The organism is Pseudochelatococcus sp. B33 (genome assembly GCF_053570585.1).
Map to the genome: position 1 here is coordinate 25,792 of NZ_JBSEFH010000014.1, position 17,560 is coordinate 43,351.

A 17,560-nucleotide genomic window follows, 5' to 3' on the forward strand; every position below is an offset into this window, starting at 1 on the left:
CTTATTTACGTGCTATGTCTCAATTTGCTTCAGCGGATGCCACGATGGGCAACAAGGGGACGAGAATGACGGCACTTTGGGCAGAACACGCGCTGCTGCCGAAAGGTTGGGCAGAAAATGTAGGCATCGAGATAGATTCTGATGGCCGAATCGCACGCGTCGAGGCCGGGGCCGCACCCGAGGGCCGGCGGGTCGCCCTGCTGTTGCCCGCCATGACGAACCTTCATTCCCATGCCTTCCAGCGCGCCATGGCCGGCCTGTCGGAGGCGCGCGGCCCCCATCCGCGTGACACGTTCTGGACATGGCGGCAGATCATGTACCGCTTCCTCGATCACCTGACGCCCGACGACGTCGAGGCCATCGCGGCGCTCGTGCAGATGGAGATGCTGGAGGCGGGCTACGCCACCAATGTCGAATTCCACTATCTGCATCACCGCCCCGGCGGCGCGCCTTACGACAATATCGCCGAGATGTCCGAACGGATCGCGGCGGCGGCGGCGAAGACCGGCATCGGCCTCACCCTGCTGCCGGTGCATTACCAGTTCGGCGGCGTGGACCGCCGCCCCCTCGGCCCCGGCCAGAACCGTTTCGGCACCACGCCAGAGGAGTTCGGCCGCCTCCTCGACGGCGCCGAGGCGGCGCTGCGCGCCCTGCCCGCCGATGCCGGCATCGGCGTCGCACCCCATTCGCTGCGCGCCGTCTCGCCCGAGGCCCTGGCGCTGTGCGAGGGCCTGCGCCCCGCCCGCCCGCTGCACATGCATCTGGCCGAGCAGATCCCCGAGGTCGAGGAAATCAGCGCCGCCTATGGCCGCCGGCCGGTCGAGTGGCTCCTGGACAACCACGCCCCCGACCGGCGCTGGACGCTGATCCATCTCACCCACATGACCGCGGACGAAACCCGGCGTCTTGCCGCGACGGGCGCGGTCGCAGGACTTTGCCCGATCACCGAATCGAGCCTCGGCGACGGCATCTTCAACGGCACGGTCTGGAGGGATGCGGGTGGACGTCTGGGTTTCGGCTCGGACAGCAATATCCGTATCTCGCTCATCGAGGAACTGCGCACGCTCGAATACAGCCAGCGGCTGCGCGACACGGCCCGCGCCATCCTGGCCGAGCCGGAACGCTCCACCGGACGGGTGATCTACGAGGCGGGGCTCGACGGCGGCGCGTCGGCGGCCGGCCGCGAAACCGGCGCGATCCGTGAAGGGCTCTGGGCGGATCTCTGCGCCGTGTCGCTCGACAATCCGGTGATGTTCGCGCGCACAGGCGACGAGATGCTGGACAGCCTGATCTTCGCGGGCGGCGACGGGCTTGTGCGCGACGTCTGGGCGGCGGGGCGTCATGTCGTTCGCGATGGACGCCACGTGGATCGCGACCGGATCGTCGCCGACTATCTGGCCGCGATCGGCAGAGTGAAGGAGCAGATGTGACCGACAAGCAACCCGGCGTGAGCGTGCCCAAGGCGCAAAGCATCGCCAATGAAGTGCGGCGCCGCATCATCGAACGGGAATGGAGCCAGGGCGACAGAATCCCGGACGAGGCGGATCTCGCCGTCGAGTTCGACGCGGCACGGGCCACCGTCAACAAGGCGCTGCAATTGCTGGCGGACGAGGGCCTGCTGGACCGCAGGCGTCGCGCGGGCACGCGGGTGGCGGTCAATCCGGTGCGCAAGGCGACGTTCTCGATCCCCATCGTGCGCGAGCAGATCGAGCAGGCCGGCATGACCTACAGCCATCGCGTGGTGGCGCAACGGCGCAGCCCGCTCCCGGCAGAGGTCGCGGCCCGGCTCGGCCTTGCCGAGGGCGAGATCCTCATTCACCTGCGGGCCGTGCACTACGGCGATGGACAGCCCTTCCAGCTCGAGGACCGCTGGATCAATCCCAGGGCGGCGCCGGGGCTGGAGCAGGCCGATTTCCGCCATCTGAATGCCAACGAATGGCTGGTGCGCAATGCCCCCTATCTTCGGGCCGAGCTGACCTTCTCGGCCGAAAACGCCAACCGGCGCGATGCGCGACTGCTGCAGACGCGGCAGGGGCAGGCCTTGCTGATCCTGCACCGCACCACCTGGAACGATCTCGGCCCCGTCACCACGGTCCGGGTGGCGTTCCAGCCCGGTCATCACGTCGGCACGGAAGACGGCCACGACCGGAACGGCTGACCCGCAAAGCTGGGCAGACCGGCGCGGGTCGGGCTTCTTCAGCCTTCCGTCTCGTCCGTCGCTGTCGCGGCGGGCGTACCTGTACTTTCCCCTTGCTCGCTTGCCTGTTTGAGCCGGCTGAGCATGGATGCGGCGTAGGCGGCATAAGGGCCGATCCAGCGTTCGTGGATCGCGTGGATCGGAAGAGCGTCGAGGTGGTTCCATCGCTCCCGTCCGCGCCGCTCGACCACGACCAGTTCCGCATCTTCGAGAACCTTCAAGTGCTGCATGACCGTGCATCGGTCGAACTCCGGCATCAGGTCGCACAGCATGCCCGTCGTGCGCGAGCCGGATTTCAACGCATCGAGGATGCGCCGCCGCGCACGGTGCCCCAGCGCCTTGAACAGCGCATCGTCCTTGTCGTCTGTCTTATCGTGCGTTGACATGTTATATTTCTATAACATAATGTGTCTCCCATCAACAGGAGGAGGCACGCATGGAACTGAAATTCACAGTCGGCGGTCGGATTTCCAAGCCTGTCAGCGAGGTCTTCGAGGCGGTTGTCAATCCGGACCATCTCTCCCAATTCTTCACGACGGGTGGGGCCAGGGGGCGCCTTGAGAGCGGCGCGGTCGTGACCTGGGATTTCCACGACTTTCCCGGCGCCTTCCCGGTCCGTGTGATCGAGGTGGAGCAGGACAGGCGCATCGTCCTTCGTTGGGACACCGCCGAGAACGCCGCCGCGCCGGACGCTTCCGGGGCGCGCGAGACCACCGTGACCATCACCTTCGAGCCGCTCGACGACGGCCGCACGCTGGTCCGTATTTCCGAATACGGCTGGTCCGAGACGCCGGAAGGGCTCGCCGCCTCTTACGGCAATTGCGAAGGCTGGACGGGGATGCTCTGCGCCATGAAGGTATGGCTCGAGCACGGCCTCAATCTTCGCGAGGGTTTTTACAAGTAGGCCGACCGGCTCCGGGCACGACCCGGCGGCCGCTTGCCCGCCGCTGCAGCAGGCCGCGCGCCATGTCGGCGGCCTGCCGCGCTGTGCCGGGGGGTCAGGCCGCAGAGCCCTTCACCCACTGCGGCGTTGCGGCCCGGAACTCCGACGGCCCGGCCAGAAGGGCTGCCGTCTCGCGCTGGTAATCGGCAAACCAGGGTTGCCGGGTGAAGTCGTCGCCGCTGTCGCGGCCGGCATGAAGCTGGAAGACGACGATCGTATCGGGATCGCCGTCGTCATAGCAGTAGTAGTAGGCGGGTTGCCGGTCGCTGCCGGCGACGTAGTCGCGGGCATATTTTTCCCAAATGCGCCGTACCTCGTCGCGCTTGCCCGGCTTGGTGGTGTGCCGGATGAAAAGGGCGCTCTTGCTCATCAGTCGTCTCCTTCGTTCGCACGGCGCGCAGCCGTGGCATCAGACAATTCTGTCCTACGTGTACATGACGTCTGGAGTGAGCGCTTTGTGACGCGCCCGGCGGCACGAAGGCCCCCGATCCTGCCGATTTCATGAATGCAGCACCCGGCATGGCCGGTTAGAGCGCTTTCCATTCAAACGGAATCATTTGAACGATAAGAATTCGCTCAAAATCAAAAAGTTAGAGCATGTTGTCGTTTCCGTGAAAAGACAACATGCTCTAATATCGCTCGAAGACATCGCTTTCGGCCGGCGGTCCTTGCGGCCGCTCCTGTCCCGGAGCCTGAGCGGATGACACGGCAGCGAACCGGCATGGCAATGAACAGACGCGATCTGCTTTTGTCCGGGGCGGGACTCGCCACCGGCCTTCTGCCGTTGCCGGCAGGCGGCCGCGAGCCGGACTGGGCGGCGCTGGCAAGCCGGGTGGAAGGCCGGCTTGCCAGGGTGGAATGGCCGTTGCAGCGCTGCCTTGCCGGCACCGGCGGCGAGGACTGCGCGGCCTTCTTCGCATCGGCCCGAAACCCCTATTTTCTCGGCGACAACCCGGCCCTCACCCAGACGCTGGGATGGGTCGACGCCTGGTTCAACGGGCCGAGCGACAGGGTGCTGGAAGCCGCTTCAGCAGCCGACATCGCCGCCGCGATCCGGTTCGCGCGTGACCACAGGATCCGCCTCGTCGTGAAGGGTGGCGGCCACAGCTATACGGGCGGCTCCAATGCGGCGGACGCGCTGCTGATCTGGACCCGCCGGATGAACGCCATCGACGTGCACGACGCGTTCACGCCGGCGGGCAGCGACGGGGCACCGGTGCCGGCCGTGTCCGTCGGAGCCGGGGCGATATGGGGAGAGGTCTATCAAAAGGTCTGCGCCGCGGCCGGCCGCTATGTCCAGGGTGGCGGCTGCCTGACCGTCGGCGTCGCCGGCCTGATCCAGAGCGGCGGCTTCGGCAGCCTCTCCAAGGCCTTCGGCACGGCGGCCGTCGGTCTCATCGAGGCGGAAGTCGTGACCGCGGACGGCGCCATACGCACCGTCAACGCCGTGCAGGATCCCGAGCTTTTCTTCGCGCTCAAGGGCGGCGGCGGTGGAACCTTCGGCGTCGTCACGCGCGTGACCCTGCGGACCCATGACATGCCGGCGACGATCGGCGCCGTGTTCGCCGAGGTTTCCGCGCGGTCGGACGAGGCCTATCGCATCCTGATCGCGCGGATGCTGCAGTTCTACGCCGAAGCTCTCCACAACCCGCATTGGGGCGAGCAGATCGGCTTCCGGCCGAACAACGGGCTCAGGATATCGATGCTCTGCCAGGGCCTGAGCCAGGAGCAGGCCGACAAGCTGTGGGCGCCCTTCTGGGCCTGGCTGCGCGACCGTCCGGACGACTATGAGCTTGCCGACCCGACGGTCATCGTTCTCGACGGGCGGCAGTTCTGGGATCCGGATTTCCTGAAGACGCTGCCGGGTGTCGTGCTGACGGACGAGCAGCCCGGCGCCGACGGGGACCGGATCTACTGGGCCGGCAACAGGGAGGAATCCGGGCAGATCCTGCACGCCTACGCATCCGCGTGGGTGCCGGCTGCCTCGCTCGAACCGGCATCACGGGGAACGCTCGCCGCCGGCCTGTTCGAGGCGTCGCGGCATTGGAACATCACGCTTCACACCAACAAGGGCCTTGCGGGCGCGCCCGAGGCTGTCCGCGAGCGCGTGCGCGGGGAAACGGCCACCAACCCCGCCGTGGCCGACAGTTTCGCCCTCGCCATCTGCGGCGCGGAAGGCAGGCCCGCCTATCCCGGCGTTCCCGGCTTCGAGCCCGACGTCGGGCTCGCCCGCCGGCAGGCCGGGCGGGTCCGCGCCGCCATGGAGGCGTTGAAGGCCCGCGTGCCGGCAGAAGGATCATACGTCGCCGAGGCCGACTACTTCGAGGCGGACTGGCAAGAAGCCTTCTGGGGCGGCAACCATCGCCGCCTGCAAAAGGCAAAGGCCGCCTACGATCCCGACAATCTGTTCCAGGTCCACCACGGCGTCGTTGCGAAGGGTTGAGCGGCCGGGACCGCACGGCGCGTGCACTGCGGCGAGCAACGCGATAACCTGATCTCGTTTCCCGCTATCCGTGTCGGGCCGGGTCGCCTGAGCTGGAGAAATGCATGGAGCGCACCCTGGCCCCGGATTCTGCCGCCGGCAGCGACGCCTACTGGGCGAAGCCGGCCGGAGAGCTCGTGGAGGCGCTCGGTCCGGCGCGGGACGGCCTGTCCTCGGCGGAGGCTGCGGCGCGGCTGCGCTCCGCCGGCGCGAACGCAATCGGCCGCAAGGGCCGTTACTCCGCCGCCGTCGCCTTCGCGCGGCAGTTCCGCAGTCCGCTGGTCCTCATCCTCATCTTCGCCGCCGTCGTCTCGGCCTTCGTCGGCGAAGGCAGCGAGGCGGCCATCATCGCCTTCATCGTGCTGGCGAGCTGCATGCTGTCCTTCACGCAGGAATACGGCGCGTCGCGGGCCATGGAGGCGCTGACGGCGCGCATCGCGCGCAAGGCCGCCGTGCTGCGCGACGGCAGGGAAACAGCCGTCGCCGTCGAGGAGATCGTGCCGGGCGACGTGGTCAGGCTGTCGGCGGGAAATCTGATCCCGGCAGACGGCGTGCTTCTGGAGGCGCGCGACTTCAACGTCAGCGAAGCGGCGCTCACCGGCGAGACCTTCCCGGTGGTGAAGGCGCCGGGTATCTCTTCCCCGGACGCTCCGCTCGGCCAGCGCGGCAATGTCGTCTTCACAGGCACGTCGGTGCGCAGCGGCACCGCCACGATGCTTGCCGTGCACACGGGCGAACGCACCGAGTTCGCCGCCATCGCGGCCACGATCGCGCGCAGCAGGCCGGAGACGGGGTTCGCCCGCGGCATCCGCCGCTTCGGCTACCTCATGACCGAGGTCATGCTGGTCATCGTGATCCTCGTCTTCTTCGCCAATCTGCTGCTTGAGCGGCCGGCGGTCGATTCGCTGCTGTTCTCGCTCGCCCTGGCGGTGGGCCTGACGCCGGAGCTGCTGCCGGCGATCATCAGCGTCACGCTGGCGCGCGGCGCGCGCACCATGGCGGCGGGCGGCGTCATCGTGCGCCGCCTCGAGGCGATCGAGAACCTGGGCAGCATGGACCTGTTGTGCACCGACAAGACCGGCACGCTGACGGAAGGCGTCATCCGCCTCGACGCCTGCACCGATCCGCAAGGCACGGCATCAGAACAGGTGCGGCTGTGGGCACTCCTCAACGCGACGCTGCAGACCGGCATGGCGAACCCGCTCGACGAGGCCATCGCGGCGGGCCGGGATCCCGGAGACGACCTCGCGCGCTATGCCAAGGCCGACGAAATCCCCTATGACTTCATCCGCAAGCGGCTGTCGGTCGTCGTCAGGCGGGAGGGGGAAAGCGACGACCTGCTGATCTGCAAGGGCGCGGTGCAGAACGTGGTCGACGCCTGCTCGTCGGTGCTCGACGGGACCGTGGCCCGACCGCTCGGCGTGGACGCGGCCAAGGCCATCGACGACAGGGTGCGCGGCTGGAGCATGCAGGGATTTCGCGTGCTGGGCCTTGCCGTGCGTCGCTTCCCGCGCCGGGATGCCTATACCCGCGAGGACGAGGCGGACCTCACTTTTGCCGGCTTCCTGCTCTTCCTCGATCCGCCCAAACCCGGCATGGCCGAGACGCTGAAGGCGCTCGCGGCGCGCGGCGTCCGGGTGAAGATGATCTCCGGAGACAACCGCTACGTCGCAACGTATCTGGCCAAGACCATCGGCCTGCCCCGCCACAATATCCTGACCGGGGACGAACTCGCCAAGCTCACCAGGGAAGCACTGCTCGCCCGCGCGGCCCGGACCGACGTCTTCGCCGAGATCGATCCCAACCAGAAGGAGCGCATCATCGCCGCCCTGCGCCGGCGCGGCCATGTCGTCGGCTATCTGGGCGATGGCATCAACGACGCGCCCGCGCTGCACGAGGCGGACATCGGCATCTCCGTCGACAGCGCGGCGGACGTGGCGCGCGAGGCGGCGGACATGATCCTGCTCAAGCGCGACCTCGGCGTGGTGCTGCGCGGCGTGGACGACGGCCGCGCCACCTTCGCCAACACGATGAAATACATCGCCACCACGACGAGCGCCAATTTCGGCAACATGATATCCATGGCCTTCGCCTCGCTCGGCCTGCCGTTCCTGCCGCTGCTGGCGCCGCAAATCCTGCTCAACAACTTTCTGTCGGACGTGCCGTCGCTGGCGATCGCCACGGACAACGTCGATCCCGAGCAGACCCGCAGGCCGCGCCGTTGGGACATCGGCTACGTGCGCCGCTTCATGGTGGCCTTCGGCCTCGTCAGCTCCGTGTTCGACTTCGTCACCTTCGCCTTTCTCATCCTCGTCGCCGGGGCGACCGAGCAGGTCTTCCAGACCGGATGGTTCGTCGAATCGCTGATCACCGAGCTTGCCGTCGTGATGATCGTGCGCACCCGCAAGCCGTTCTGGAAAAGCCGCCCGAGCGCCCTGCTGTCATGGCTGACGCTCATGGTGGGGATGCTCGCCGTCGCGATCCCCTATCTGCCCGGCGCGGACTGGTTCGGCTTCGTGCCGCTGCCCGCGCCCATCGTCTTCGGCCTGATCGCGATCACGCTGGCCTATCTCATGGCTGCCGAAGCGATGAAGCACCGGTTCTTCGCCCATAAATTCACCGTCCATAAGCGGCGGCACGCGAAGCGCCGTCGTTGACGGCAGACGGGAGCGCCCCGCCTCAATGCCCCCCGCCGCCGGAAGGCGGATGCGCCGGCCGGCGCATCAGCGGCGCGGCGAGCACGAGGGAGAGAAACAGGATGGTGAGCAGGAAGAACACATCCGCGAAAGCCATCACCAGCGCTTCCCGGCGCACCAGACCGGCCATCTGCTGCAGGGCCGCGGAGCCGGCGTTCGAACCGAGCGCGGCAAAGGCCGCGGTCATGCTGTCGAGCCGCTCGACGGCGGCGGCGTTCGCCCATTGCACATGCTCGTGCAGGCGGACGAGGTGCAGATCCCACCGGTTGTTCAGCACCGTGTTGATGAGCGCAAGCCCGACCGCCCCGCCGAGGTTGCGCGTCAGATTGAACAGGCCGGAGGCGTTCTTGAGCTGGGCGACCGGCAGCGTGCCGAGCGAGAGATTGTTGATCGGCACCATCGCCAGCATCAGCGACGTGCCGCGCAGGACTTGCGGCACCAGCAGTTCCCAGAAATCCCAGTCCTTGGTGAGGCCCGTCACCTGCCAGGTGCCAAGCGCGAAACCGGCGAAGCCGATCCCGATCAGCACGCGCGGATCGACCTTCGTCGTCAGCCGGCCGACGATCGGCGCCGAGAGGAACATGGCGATACCGGTGACGAACATGGTCTCGCCGATCATGAGCGCCGAATAACCGCGCACGCGGCTGAGATAGAGCGGGTAGAGATAGGTCAGGCCGTAGAGCCCGATGCCCATCACGAAGCTGAAGGCCGAACCGGTGGCGAAGTTGCGGTTGAGAAACGCCCGCAGGTCGACGACCGGTTCCGCCACCCTCAGCGCCCGCGTGAAGAAGGCGATGGACGACACCACGCAGACGATGGTGAAGAGGACGATCGCCTCGTCCGCGAACCAGTCGTTGGTCGGCCCTTCCTCCAGCACGAACTCCAGACTGCCGAGGAAACTCGCCATGAACAGGAGCCCCCACCAGTCGAAGCGGTTGAGCAGCGCGAAATCCGGCTCGTCGAAATCGACCAGCGTGGCCGTGGCGACGATGACAAAGATGCCGGGCACGATGTTCACCAGGAACAGCCAGTGCCAGGAGAAAAGATCGGTGAGATAGCCGCCGACCGTCGGCCCGATGGTCGGCGCGAGCGTGGCGACGAGGCCGATCATCGGCGCGACGATATGCTGCCTCTCGCGCGGGAACACGGCGTAGGCGGAGGCGAAGACGGTCGGGATCATGCCGCCGCCGAGAAAGCCCTGCAGCGCGCGGTAGACGATCATCTGGTCGATCGAGGTCGCGGTCGCGCACATGAAGCTCATGAAGGTGAAGCCCGCGGCCGAGGAGACGAACAGCCAGCGGGTGGACAGCGCCCGCGACAGGAAGCCCGACAGCGGGATCATCACCACCTCGGCGATGAGATAGGAGGTCTGCACCCATGAGATCTCGTCCGCGGAGGCGGCAAGCCCCGCCTGGATTTCGGCGAGCGAAGCCGAGACGATCTGGATGTCCAGGATCGCCATGAACATGCCAACCACCATGCAGAGGAAGGCGAGCATCCGCCTTCCGTCCGTCGGGGCCGTTGCTGCTTTGGCCGGATTCGCCGCAGCGTCGGACACGACCCCCTCCCCGGTCGTCACGAGTGACCGCCGGTCCGGGTATCGACCACCGCGGTGACCGACATGCCGGGACGCAGTTCGTGCTTCTCCGTCGCCGCCGGGTCGAGCGCGACGCGCACGGGAATGCGCTGCACGATCTTGGTGAAATTGCCGGTGGCGTTCTCGGGCGGCAGCAGGCTGAACACGGAGCCGGAAGCGGGGGCAATGCTCTGCACCGTGCCTTCGAAATCCTCCTCCGGATAGGCGTCGACCACGATGCGCACCTTCTGGCCCGGCTGGATGCGGCCGAGCTGGGTTTCCTTGAAGTTCGCGTCGACATAGACGGCATCGAGCGGCACCAGCGCCACGAGGCGGTTGCCGGGCTGCACGAGCTGGCCCACCTGCACCGCCCGGTTGCCGACGACGCCATCGAACGGCGCGCGCACCACGGTAAAGTCGAGATCGCGCTGCGCCCGGTCGCGCGCGGTACGATACTCATCGAGCAGGCGGGCAGCCTCGTTGCGCTGCGCCTCGAGCACCGCGATGGCGGCCTGCGCCGACGCGATCGCGGCGGTCGCCTCGTCCACATTCGCCTGCGCCTTGTCACGCGCGGCGCGCGCATTGTCGAGCGCCGCGCGGCTGGTGTAGTCGGAGCGCGCGAGCTGACTCTGGCGGTCGAACTCGACGCTGGCGCGGGTCAGTTCCGCCTTCGCCGCGACGAGCTGCGCCTGCGCCCGATCGACTTCGGCCTGCCCGGCCCTGATCTGCTCATCGAAGCGGCCGAGCGCCGCCTCTTGCGTGGCCATCTTGTCCTGCGCCGCACGCAGCGCGAGGCCGTAATCGCCGTCGTCGATGCGCGCGATCACCTCCCCCGCCTTCACCCACTGGTTGGTGGCGACATCCACGCCGACGACATACCCGCCGACCTTGGCGGCGAGCACGGAGGTATCGGCACCGACATAGGCGTCGTCGGTCGAAACCTGGAAACGCCCGACATGCCACCACTCGTTACCGTACCACGCGCCGGCGGCGAGCAGCGCCGCCAGAACGCCGAACACGATAAGCCGCCGCCGACCGCGCCTTGGAGGCGGGGGTTCGGGCGAAACCGCGTCCGAAACCGAATCCGGAACGGCCTCGACCTGTGGTTTTCCGCGCAGGGACGTCACCTTGCCCCCTTGCGGCTGCGCGTGTGCATTGCCTGCCTGGACCATCTGTTCGTTCTCTTCAAAGTGGGCTTGACTAAACCGTTCAGTTTTACGATCATGGCGACAATATCAAACTGAACGGTTTAGTCAAATATTTTGACAGGGCCTTCATGGCGCCTTATTCGGAGGCGGAGAGGCATCGATGAGTACACTTGAGGGCAGCACCGCTGATCAGCCCCCTGCGACGGACGGGCGGGCGGAGACGGAGTCGAGGAAACGCCGCGATATCATCGACGGCGCGCGACGTGTATTTTTCGACAGGGGCTTCGACGGCTCCAGCATGGATGAGATCGCCCGCGCCGCCGGCGTGTCCAAGGCGACGATCTACGCTCATTTCGCCAGCAAGGAGGAGCTCTTCCAGGCGCTCGTCAAGGCGGACCGCAGCAAATCGGCGGAACGGCTGTTCGAGTTCGATCCCAAGGACGCCGACGTCGAGGGCCTGCTGCGCCGGATCGGCACGTCGTTCATGACCATGATGGTGCAGCCGGACCATATCCGGCTGATACGTCTGGTGATCGGCGCGGCGGAAAAGTTTCCGCGCATCGGCCAGGCTTTCTTCGAGACCGGCCCGTGCACCGGCGGCAGGCGTCTTGCCGACCTGCTCGCCGACCAGACCCGGTTGGGTCGCCTCGAAATCGACGATTGCGAGACCGCCGCATTCCAGTTCTTCAACCTGTGCCAGGGCAACATCGTCAAGGCGCTGCTCTTCGGCGGCGCGGCGATGCCGGCCCAGGAGACGATCGACGCCGCGGTGGCGAGCGCCGTCAGGGTCTTCCTCGCCGCCTACATGCCGGCACGTCCTCGGCCTGACTGAGAGAAAACCGGGCGATGTGCCGGTCGACGCACTCCGGCTGCGCCTGTCGAACGTGCGCCTCGACAGCGGTTAGAGCCAGCTAGTGACTATGGATATGCTTTGGGAGTGATGACCGGGAGCTGCGTCATTGCCACGCCGCTCCCGGTGGAAGGGGCTACTCGGCGGCGGTGTTCTCGCCCGTGCGTTCCGATACCGGCTTCCAGCCGGTCACCTGCATCAGGATATTAATGGCCTGACGGAACGGCGGCGAGCCGACCGGGATGAGCGCGGCTTCGAGCGCCTCGAGGATTTCCTTTTCCGTCGCGCCCTCGCGCAGGGCACGTTCCATGTGCGGCTTGACGCCCCACATGCGCGCCTGACCGATCATCGCCGCGATGGCGACGAGTTCGCGATATTTCGCCGGCAGGGCCTTGTCGTCACGGGAAACGCCCGCATGCAGGAGCCCGAGGCCCGACAGGCGATTGTAGGCATCGAGGAATTCAGGATCCTTCTCCGCAAGGAACTCCCATTCGGGGTAGGTATAGCCACGGTCGCCGCCCAAACGCTTGGCAACTTCAGCGGGACTCTCGGTCATGTCACTTCTCCTCCCTTTTCCAACTGACATTTAGGTTATGCGTTCAGTATCGTCCGCCGCCGCCGCTCCAGTTGCGGCCAGCAATCGGGGTTGACCAGGTTCGTGGGTTTCTCCCCGGACAGGATGCGCATGACTTCATGAAACGCGCCCCTTCCCAGGCGTTCCGCACTTTGAACGGAAACACCGGAAGAGTGAGGCGTGAGCATCACATTCGGCAGATCGAGCAGGGGATTGTCATTCGCCGGCGGCTCGTCGGCCAGGACGTCCAGCACGGCTCCGGCTATGCGCCCGGCGGTGAGCGCGTCGATGAGGTCGGCCTCGTTGACGACGGCGCCGCGCGCGACATTCACCAGCACCGCGTCCGGACGCATCCGGTTCAGCAGGCCGGCGTCGACGAGGCCACGCGTTTCGCTGGTGAGCGGGCAGCACAGGACGACGAAATCGCTGCGGGCGAACAGATCCTCGAGCGGAGCGCCTTCGACGAAGGCGGGCATGTCGGCGAGGTTGCGCCGGTAGCCGAGCACGCTCATGCCGAAGGCCTGGCTGCAAATGCGCGCCAACGCCGTGCCGACCGCACCCACGCCGACGATGCCGACCGTCCGCCCGGCGATCTCGCGCGCGCCCGCGGCCAGCCGGCGCCCCTCGTTCCACGCCCGGTCCCTGACCTTGCCTTCGAGCAGGGGCAGCAGGCGGCTGAAGCGTATCATCTGGGCGATGGCATGCTCGGCGACGGCCGAACTGTTGGCGCCCGGCACGTTGGCGACAGCCACGCCGTTGCGCGTCGCGTTCTCGACCGGGATCATGTCGAACCCGGCGCCATGCCGGACGGCGGCCAGCATGTTCGGCGCATGGTCGAAGATGTCGTCGGGCAACGGCGAGCGCACGATGATCGCCTCGGCTTCAGCCGCAGCGGATCGGAACGCCGCCGCGTCGCCCACGCTGCATTCGATGATGCGCGCCTGCGATCGAACCAGATCCATGACCGACGCCACAAGCGGGTCGGTCAGCAGTATTGTGGGGGTATGCATGGCGGGTTTCTTTTCTGCCATCGGGCCTCAGCCCATCAGGTCCCTGGCGGACAGGTGCTCGACTTCCTCATCGCTGCCCGCAAAGGTGCGGGTGACCCGATCCGTGTTGTAGATCCACAGGATGCGCATCGGTTCGGAGCCGGTGTTGCGGAAGGCGTGGACCACGCCGGCAGTGATGTAGGTGGAATCGTAGGGTACGAGCGGCGTGATCACGCCGTCCATCTCCACCTCGCCCACGCCCTCGAGCAGCGTGACCTGCTCATCGCAATTATGGACATGAAACGGCGCGCCCTGGCCTTGCGGATAGGTGCTCATGCCCGTCGTAATCTTGGCGCCCGGCGTCGAGTGCACCGTGATCAGCGGCACGGTGGTGATGCCCCCTCCCCGATCGATCTGCCTGACGTCCGCAACCTTGACGACTTTCTTGATCGCCATTCTCGTCCTCCCGACAAAGTGAATTCTTGCCCCTCTCATTTGAGCGAATTCTTATCGATCAAATGATTCCATTTGATCGTAAAGCGCTCCAGAGGCTGTTGGTGACTGGAGTATTTCTCCTTTTCGCTGAAACGGGGAAATACTCTATATCTCTTTGTTTTTACGCAATTCCGGACGCAAAACCGGTTCCCGATTTTGCTGAAATTGCTTTAGGCGCCCCAGCCGCCGTGGGCGGCCTTGTAGGCTTTCAGCGCCGGATACATGTGATCGATGCACAGCTTGACCAGCAACTTTCGATCATCCGACTTGAGCGCTTCGATCATGCCGTCATGCTCGTCGAGCGACTGCTGGGCCAGATTGGGAACGCCGATGGCATAGCAGTGGGTGGCCGCTGTCTTCAGCCAGTATTCCTCGATGCTCTGGGCCAGAAACTTGTTCCCGCAGGCCTCGAACATGGTGTTGTGAAACTTGTCGTTCGCGGCCGCCACGTCGGTCAGGGCGCCGTCGGCGAGATAAGCGCGGCACTGGGCGTTGATCTCCTTCAGCCTCTCGATCAGCGAGGGGGCGGCGGGCAGCGGCACGCGCTCCGCGGCAGCGCGCTGGAGAATCTCGCGCATCTCGTAGAGCTGCTCGACCTCTTCGGTCTTGCGGTCGTAGACGATGACCCCGCGGTTGGCGCGGCGCTCCACGAGTCCGTCACGCACCAGCTGATCGAAAGCTGTCCGGATGACATGGCGGCCGACGCCGAAGCGCTCGGCGAGATCGGCCTCGACCAGCCGCTCCCTCGGGCGCAACCTGCCGAACATGATGTCGCGCTGCAGTTCCGCGATCACCATCTCCTCGGGCCGGGCTTTGTCGCCGGATGGTGCGTAGTAGAGTGCCATGGCTTCTCCTTCGGGCTGGCGATAGCTTGCGGGTTGGCTGCAGCCTAGTATGCGCTAACATTTCACAACACCAATATATTCGTCAACAAATTTGTTGACAATTTTGGCGACACACGAAATCCTGAAAGAAGAAGGGTGCTTTCGGGCCGTCGGATGAAACGGTCGAGAGGGACGGCTCTGCAGCTCATCTTCTTTGGGCGCAAAAAAGGTTCCAGGCAATATGAGCTATGATTTCTGCGTTGTCGGAGGGGGGATCGTCGGCCTGTCGACGGCCTACGAGCTGGTGAAGCGTCATCCCGACGCCCGCATCGTCTTGCTCGAAAAGGAAGAGGCGCTCGGACAACATCAGTCCGGGCACAATAGCGGGGTCATTCACAGCGGCATCTACTACAAGCCGGGAAGCCTGAAGGCGACGCTGTGCCGCCGCGGCGCGCAGGTGACGCGGGAATTCTGCGACGCCCATGGCATCGCCTACGACCTGCGCGGCAAGCTCATGGTCGCGACCAACGATCTCGAGGTCGAGCGCCTCGATGCGCTCGAGGTCAACGCCGGCAAGAATGAGATCGCGGTCAGGAGGATCAGCAGTCGCGAACTGAGCACGCTCGAACCCACTATTCGCGGCAAGGCCGCCCTGCTGGTGCCGGGCAGCGGCATTGTCGACTACACGCAGGTTTGCGCGGTGCTCGGAGAGCTTCTGGCCGCCGCCGGCGTCGAGATCGTTCTCGGCGTCGAGGTCGACGCCATAGCCGAGACGCCCGACCGGGTGGAGGTGGGATGCGGAAACGACCGATGGGTGGCGCAGCAGCTCGTGCTCTGCGCCGGCCTGCAAGCCGACAGGCTGGCCAAGCTTTCGGGGATAGAGGTCGACTTCCGGATCGTTCCGTTTCGTGGCGAATACTACAAGGTTCGGCCCGAAAAGGCAGACCTGGTGCATCACCTCATCTATCCGGTGCCCGATCCGTCGCTGCCGTTTCTCGGCATCCATCTGACCCCCACCATAGACGGCGAACTGACCATCGGCCCGAACGCCGTTCTTTCGTTCGCCCGCGAGGGGTATGGCAGGTTTTCCTTCAACGCCGGCGATGTCCGGAGCTTCGTCACCTTTCCCGGCTTCTGGCGGGTGGCCAGGAACCACTGGAAATCCGCGATCGGCGAGATGTCCAGTTCGCTCTTCAAGCACATCTACCTGCGCGAATGCCGGAAATATTGCGCCGAGCTGCAGATGGCGGATCTGCTGCCCTACCGGTCGGGCATAAGGGCGCAGGCGGTTCTCGCAGACGGCACGCTGCTTCACGACTTCCTGTTCCTGAAGTCGCCGCGGACGCTCCATGTGGGCAGCGCCCCCTCACCGGCGGCGACGTCGGCCATGCCGATCGGCGAAATGATCGCCAACGAAGTCGCCAAAATGGGAGAGGTCTCTCACGTATGAGCAATGGTCCCGCTTTTGCCGCCAACATCTCGACAATGTTCACGGAGGTTGCGCTCGAGGGGCGGGTCGGGTTGGCGGCCCGGGCGGGGTTTTCAGCAGTCGAGGTGCAGTACCCCTATGAGGTGCCGGCTGCGCAACTCGGGCGGATACTGCGGGACCACGACGTTTCCCTGGTTCTCCTGAACGCCCCGTCCGGGGATCGGCAGGGGGGCGAGGCGGGGCTTGCCTGCCTCGCGGACCGGCGGGAGGACTACCGCCGGTCCGTGCTGGAGGCCATCGGGTATGCCCGGATGACGGGTTGTCCGAAGATCCATATCCTTTGCGGGCGTGTTGCCGGCGATGCGCAGGACAAGGCGTTCGAAAGCCTGGCGGAGAGCCTCGCCTGGGCGGCGGATCAGGCTGCGCCGGACAATATCCGGATCCTCATCGAGGCGATCAACCGGTCGGACGTGCCGGGCTATGTCCTGTCCGACTACCGGGCGGCGCACGACCTGCTGCTGGAATGCAGGATGCGCGCCGCACGCCCGGAATCGGTCGGGCTGCTGTTCGACGTCTATCACTGCCACATGTCCGGCCTCGACGTCGGGGAAACCCTCGACGCGGTCTTTCCCGATGTCGCTCACCTTCAGATCTCGGACGCGCCAGGTCGGGGAGAGCCCGGCAGCGGCGTCATCGACTGGACCGCCGTGGCCGCGACCACTGCGCGGCTCGGATATGCGGGGTGGATCGGATGCGAATATCGCCCGGTGAACACGACGATGGAAGGACTGGGCTGGCGGGAGCGCTGGCCCATCGGCCTGTGGGGACCGGCTGCGCGGTCCGTCAAGGAGGAGCGTCAGGATGCTGTATGTAATCGCCAGTATTGATCTGAAACCGGGCGGCGCGGCGGCGCTGGCCGCTCCCGCGGCCGATGTCGTCGCCGCAACGCGGGCAGAGCCGGGATGTCTATCCTATGAGCTGTTCGTCTCCCTGAGCGACCCCGAACGCTGGCAGTTCGTCGAGCGTTGGGCCGATAACGATGCGCTCGCCGCCCATTTCAACCAGCCGCACATGAAGACTTGGCGCGAGATCTCGTCGGGTTTCATTGAAAAACGGCATGTCGAGATCATTGCACCGGCCAAAGTGGAGACCAGATAGTCTGGCTCCGAAAGGGGCACGACGATTGACGCCATTATTGTTGACAAAATAGTTGACATAAGGAGGTGCGCCTTACAAAGTAATCTTGGGCATTTGGGCAAGCAAAGGGTTGGACCCGACAGAGGCGACCCGATGAACGCAGCGTTGGCTGCGTGCCTGCGGCAGCAAGATATCGAACGTCAAAGCCGTCAGAAGGCCG

17 protein-coding genes are annotated in these 17,560 nt (G+C 65.9%); 9 read left to right on the plus strand and 8 right to left on the minus strand.

Annotation, left to right across the window (positions count from 1 at the left end; genetic code table 11):
* Positions 1–65: 65 nt before the first annotated feature.
* Both ACUSIJ_RS16385 and ACUSIJ_RS16390 read left to right on the plus strand, forming a co-directional pair.
* A complete protein-coding gene (locus tag ACUSIJ_RS16385; protein WP_449309486.1) occupies positions 66–1,430 on the plus strand; it encodes a formimidoylglutamate deiminase in 1,365 nt (454 codons plus the stop codon).
* Positions 1,427–2,158, plus strand: a complete 732-nt coding sequence (locus tag ACUSIJ_RS16390; RefSeq protein ID WP_449309487.1) for a GntR family transcriptional regulator — start codon at positions 1,427–1,429, stop codon at positions 2,156–2,158. Before ACUSIJ_RS16385 ends, ACUSIJ_RS16390 begins: the two co-directional genes overlap by 4 nt.
* A 38-nt stretch (positions 2,159–2,196) precedes the next feature.
* Here the strand turns inward: ACUSIJ_RS16390 and ACUSIJ_RS16395 are convergent, their stop codons facing one another.
* Positions 2,197–2,583 (minus strand): ArsR/SmtB family transcription factor, encoded by a 387-nt coding sequence (locus ACUSIJ_RS16395; protein ID WP_449309488.1) that lies wholly within the window; start codon positions 2,581–2,583, stop codon positions 2,197–2,199.
* 50 nt (positions 2,584–2,633) lie between these two features.
* Here ACUSIJ_RS16395 and ACUSIJ_RS16400 point away from each other — a divergent pair, with 50 nt between their 5' ends.
* Positions 2,634–3,101, plus strand: a complete 468-nt coding sequence (locus ACUSIJ_RS16400) for an SRPBCC family protein (RefSeq protein ID WP_449309489.1) — start codon at positions 2,634–2,636, stop codon at positions 3,099–3,101.
* 94 nt (positions 3,102–3,195) lie between these two features.
* Here the strand turns inward: ACUSIJ_RS16400 and ACUSIJ_RS16405 are convergent, their stop codons facing one another.
* Positions 3,196–3,510, minus strand: coding sequence for a putative quinol monooxygenase (locus tag ACUSIJ_RS16405; protein WP_449309490.1), 315 nt, complete (start codon positions 3,508–3,510; stop codon positions 3,196–3,198).
* A gap of 330 nt (positions 3,511–3,840) precedes the next feature.
* Between ACUSIJ_RS16405 and ACUSIJ_RS16410 the strand changes: the two genes are divergently transcribed.
* Together ACUSIJ_RS16410 and mgtA are read left to right on the plus strand one after the other, a co-directional pair.
* Positions 3,841–5,583, plus strand: a complete 1,743-nt coding sequence (locus tag ACUSIJ_RS16410; protein WP_449309491.1) for an FAD-dependent oxidoreductase — start codon at positions 3,841–3,843, stop codon at positions 5,581–5,583.
* A gap of 104 nt (positions 5,584–5,687) precedes the next feature.
* On the plus strand, positions 5,688–8,279 hold the full coding sequence (gene mgtA / locus ACUSIJ_RS16415; RefSeq protein ID WP_449309492.1) for a magnesium-translocating P-type ATPase: 2,592 nt from the start codon (positions 5,688–5,690) through the stop codon (positions 8,277–8,279).
* A 22-nt stretch (positions 8,280–8,301) separates the two neighbouring features.
* Here mgtA and ACUSIJ_RS16420 read toward each other — a convergent pair whose 3' ends face one another.
* Together ACUSIJ_RS16420 and ACUSIJ_RS16425 are read right to left on the minus strand one after the other, a co-directional pair.
* The gene (locus ACUSIJ_RS16420; protein WP_449309621.1) at positions 8,302–9,816 is read right to left on the minus strand and encodes a DHA2 family efflux MFS transporter permease subunit; all 1,515 of its coding nucleotides are present in this window, start codon (positions 9,814–9,816) and stop codon (positions 8,302–8,304) included.
* Between the two features lie 77 nt (positions 9,817–9,893).
* A complete protein-coding gene (locus tag ACUSIJ_RS16425; RefSeq protein ID WP_449309493.1) occupies positions 9,894–11,066 on the minus strand; it encodes an HlyD family secretion protein in 1,173 nt (390 codons plus the stop codon).
* Positions 11,067–11,202: 136 nt separating this feature from the next.
* Between ACUSIJ_RS16425 and ACUSIJ_RS16430 the strand changes: the two genes are divergently transcribed.
* Entirely contained in the window at positions 11,203–11,874 is a 672-nt protein-coding gene (locus ACUSIJ_RS16430; RefSeq protein ID WP_449309494.1) for a TetR/AcrR family transcriptional regulator, read from the plus strand.
* Positions 11,875–12,028: 154 nt separating this feature from the next.
* On the opposite strand, the gene ACUSIJ_RS16435 is transcribed toward ACUSIJ_RS16430, so the two are convergent.
* The 4 genes from ACUSIJ_RS16435 to ACUSIJ_RS16450 form a co-directional block, all read right to left on the minus strand.
* On the minus strand, positions 12,029–12,448 hold the full coding sequence (locus tag ACUSIJ_RS16435) for a carboxymuconolactone decarboxylase family protein (RefSeq protein ID WP_449309495.1): 420 nt from the start codon (positions 12,446–12,448) through the stop codon (positions 12,029–12,031).
* A gap of 35 nt (positions 12,449–12,483) precedes the next feature.
* Entirely contained in the window at positions 12,484–13,476 is a 993-nt protein-coding gene (locus tag ACUSIJ_RS16440) for an NAD(P)-dependent oxidoreductase (RefSeq protein WP_449309496.1), read from the minus strand.
* A 27-nt stretch (positions 13,477–13,503) separates the two neighbouring features.
* Positions 13,504–13,911 carry a cupin domain-containing protein gene (locus ACUSIJ_RS16445; protein ID WP_449309497.1) on the minus strand — a complete coding sequence of 136 codons (408 nt, stop codon included), beginning with the start codon at positions 13,909–13,911 and terminating at the stop codon, positions 13,504–13,506.
* Positions 13,912–14,120: 209 nt separating this feature from the next.
* Positions 14,121–14,795, minus strand: a complete 675-nt coding sequence (locus tag ACUSIJ_RS16450; protein WP_449309498.1) for a GntR family transcriptional regulator — start codon at positions 14,793–14,795, stop codon at positions 14,121–14,123.
* 220 nt (positions 14,796–15,015) lie between these two features.
* Here ACUSIJ_RS16450 and lhgO point away from each other — a divergent pair, with 220 nt between their 5' ends.
* Genes lhgO through ACUSIJ_RS16465 form a run of 3 tightly spaced genes read left to right on the plus strand, consistent with a single transcriptional unit; the run spans position 15,016 to position 17,361 of the window.
* Positions 15,016–16,224 carry an L-2-hydroxyglutarate oxidase gene (gene lhgO / locus ACUSIJ_RS16455; protein WP_449309499.1) on the plus strand — a complete coding sequence of 403 codons (1,209 nt, stop codon included), beginning with the start codon at positions 15,016–15,018 and terminating at the stop codon, positions 16,222–16,224.
* Positions 16,221–17,090, plus strand: a complete 870-nt coding sequence (locus ACUSIJ_RS16460) for a hydroxypyruvate isomerase family protein (protein WP_449309500.1) — start codon at positions 16,221–16,223, stop codon at positions 17,088–17,090. Before lhgO ends, ACUSIJ_RS16460 begins: the two co-directional genes overlap by 4 nt.
* Positions 17,065–17,361 (plus strand): putative quinol monooxygenase, encoded by a 297-nt coding sequence (locus ACUSIJ_RS16465; protein ID WP_449309501.1) that lies wholly within the window; start codon positions 17,065–17,067, stop codon positions 17,359–17,361. Before ACUSIJ_RS16460 ends, ACUSIJ_RS16465 begins: the two co-directional genes overlap by 26 nt.
* Positions 17,362–17,560: the final 199 nt, after the last annotated feature.